General features: G+C 40.6%; 4 protein-coding genes. 3 read left to right on the plus strand and 1 reads right to left on the minus strand.

The features are described 5' to 3' along the window. Positions 1–94: 94 nt before the first annotated feature. Positions 95–733: a GTP pyrophosphokinase family protein gene (locus LD39_RS18160; protein WP_035551224.1), complete on the minus strand. Its 639-nt coding sequence runs from the start codon at positions 731–733 to the stop codon at positions 95–97. A 112-nt stretch (positions 734–845) separates the two neighbouring features. On the opposite strand from LD39_RS18160, the gene LD39_RS18165 reads away from it, so the two are divergent. The 3 genes from LD39_RS18165 to LD39_RS18175 all read left to right on the plus strand — a co-directional run. Then, a complete protein-coding gene (locus LD39_RS18165) occupies positions 846–1427 on the plus strand; it encodes a CYTH domain-containing protein (RefSeq protein ID WP_035551227.1) in 582 nt (193 codons plus the stop codon). Positions 1428–1481: 54 nt separating this feature from the next. Continuing rightward, a complete protein-coding gene (locus LD39_RS18170; RefSeq protein WP_035551230.1) occupies positions 1482–1883 on the plus strand; it encodes a globin in 402 nt (133 codons plus the stop codon). Further along, the coding region (locus tag LD39_RS18175; RefSeq protein WP_035551233.1) for a ClpXP adapter SpxH family protein at positions 1880–2691 on the plus strand (812 nt) is incomplete at its 3' end. The genes LD39_RS18170 and LD39_RS18175, both read left to right, overlap by 4 nt.

Here is a 2691-nt window from a genome sequence, read left to right on the forward strand (position 1 = left end):
ATTCAGTCAGGTAGTTTTTGATTTTTGAGCGGATTTCGTTAGATTTTTGATCTCCTTTAGATAAGATCGAGAACTTCATCAGGCTTTTCAACTCCTATCCTTTTTTAGGCTCCTTCTTTTTATCTTCTTTGCGCATAAACACTTTCTGCGCTTCCTGAATTTCACTTTTAATTTTAGACATTTCTTCATCCAGCTGAAATGCGGCTTCTGCTGCTCGCTTTAGTCTTGATTTTACTTCACTAGGTATTTTACCCGCATATTTGTAATTTAACGAATGTTCATTGGTCGCCCAGAAATTCATAGCTAATGTACGAATCTGAATTTCCGCCAGGACAATTTTTTCCCCGTGTATCGTTTCTACAGGATAATTAATGATCACATGGTAAGAACGGTAACCGCTGTCTTTCTTTCGAGAAATATAATCCTTCTCTTCAACAATATCGAAGTCGTGTCTGTTCTTAAGCATATCGACAACGGCATAGATGTCATCGACAAATTGACAAACGACCCTCACTCCTGCAATATCCTGTAATTCTTGTTCGATGTTTTCTGGATTAATCGCTTTGCGACGGGCTTTTTCTATAATGCTGGATTTCGGCTTCACCCTGCCCGTAACGAACTCAATCGGGGACTGTTCCATTTCATATTCGAACTGGCGACGCATCCCTTTCAACTTCACTTTTAACTCTTCTACGACTTGTGCATAAGGAGCTATAAATATATCCCAATTCATGTAGCGCCCACCTTTATGTATCCAATCTCTATAGTAAATATGTGCGTTTTCTCTTAGGTTCATTGTATCATAAACATAAGAGACATCTGAAATAAGATAAGGAGGTTCTCTCATGTCCCAAGAGATCGAAATTGAATATAAGAATTTATTAACTTTGGAAGAATACCAACAAGTTTATCAGTTTTTACCATTCAAATCAGTTGAACTTATCGAACAAACCAATTATTATTTTGAATCGAGTGATTTTAAATTACGAGAGCAAGGTGCTGCGTTACGGATCAGGAAAAAAAATGATCAATGGGTACTGACCTTGAAGCAGCCCCATGAAGAAGGTCTTCTTGAAACACACGATTCCCTCACGGAAGAGGAAGCAAACTTATGGATACAAAATAAGATGCTTGAGAAACCTCACACAGAGAAGCAGTTACGTGAACTGGGTATTTCAGTTGATGAGCTTACCTATCTCGGTTCACTGACCACCCGTCGGAAAGAAGTTGCATACAAGGATACGACGGTTGTTCTTGATCATAGCCTCTATTATGACCAGGAAGACTTTGAACTGGAAGTCGAAGCATCATCAAGACAGCAAGGCGAAGCAGTCTTTGAAGAAATCCTCACGTCTTGCGATATTCCTACAAGAAATACGGATAATAAGATTAAACGCTTCTACAAAGCGAAGCTGCAATCAGAATAGTTGCCGTAATGATAAGCCATTGCTAAAATGGATAAACAGACAGGAAGGGATTTTATGCAACAACGACCTGGATCAATTTATGATGAACTTGGTAAAGAAAAAATTGATGAACTAGTTGAAGCTTTTTATAAACGTGTTAGTCAGCATCCGGATCTGATCCCGATTTTCCCTGATGATTTTACGGAAACGATCCGCAAACAAAAACAATTCCTCACTCAATTTTTCGGTGGTCCGCCTCTTTATATCGAAGAACACGGACATCCGATGCTGCGTGCGAGACATCTGCCATTCGAAATCACTCCTACAAGACGTGACGCGTGGCTTTCTTGCATGTCTGGAGCAATGAATGAAGCAGGAATCGAAGAGCCGTTCCGGTCAGCGATGTTCGAACGACTGACCATTACGGCCAATCACATGATGAATACACCAGAGGACGAGAAAGGAGAATCGATGTGAGTTGGAAAAGCCTGAGCAGCCATAAGGATACACAAGGAACAGCAAGCGGCTTTTTTAATTTATTGAAACGCCCAATTGAAATTTATGTTTTCATCGATCCGCTCTGTCCTGAATGTTGGTCACTCGAACCATTTCTAAAAAAACTCACAATCGAATATGGACGCTTTTTCACTCTCCGCCCCATTATCGGTGGTCAATTAGCTTCCTGGAATCAAAACAAGAAGGTTAAACCTGAAAACTTAAAGCAAGCATGGGATAAAACGGGCTGCCGCACAGGCATGTGTTGTGATGGAGATGTTTGGCTCGAAAACCCCGTCTCTTCTCCCTTTGCCACTGCTCTTGCTGTGAAAGCAGCTGAACTGCAGGGCAAAAAAGCCGGAATGCGCTTTTTACGTAAAGTTCAGGAATACGTGTTTCTTGAAAAGCAAAATATTTCGGATGAAGAAGTATTGATTGAATGTGCGGGTAAAAGTCGTTTGGATGTGGAAGAATTTAAAAAAGACCTTCACTCGGAAGCAGCTCAAAAAGCATTAAAATGTGACCTGAAATTGACAAAAGAGATGGAAGTCGATACCACACCTACCATTGTCATTTTCAACGAATCTGAAGAAGATGCCGGTCTTAAGATTACAGGTCTCTACTCTTATGACGTTTATGTGAAAGTGTTGAAGGAAATGCTTCAGAAAGACCCTCAGCCGGCGATCAAACCAGAACTTGAGGATTTTCTTCAGCATTTTCGCTATGTTGCTAACAAAGAGATTGCTGTGGTGTACGACTGGAGCGAACAGCAAGCGAAAAAAGAAATGAA

The sequence above is a fragment of the Halobacillus sp. BBL2006 genome, from assembly GCF_000786645.1.
Classification (GTDB): Bacteria; Bacillota; Bacilli; order Bacillales; family Halobacillaceae; genus Halobacillus.

Bases quoted from the DNA above. Each gene is read 5' to 3' on its own strand.
- LD39_RS18170 (WP_035551230.1), top strand. From the start codon at position 1,482: ATGCAACAACGACCTGGATCAATTTATGATGAACTTGGTAAAGAAAAA.
- LD39_RS18165 (WP_035551227.1), top strand. From the start codon at position 846: ATGTCCCAAGAGATCGAAATTGAATATAAGAATTTATTAACTTTGGAA.
- LD39_RS18160 (WP_035551224.1), bottom strand. From the start codon at position 733: ATGAATTGGGATATATTTATAGCTCCTTATGCACAAGTCGTAGAAGAG.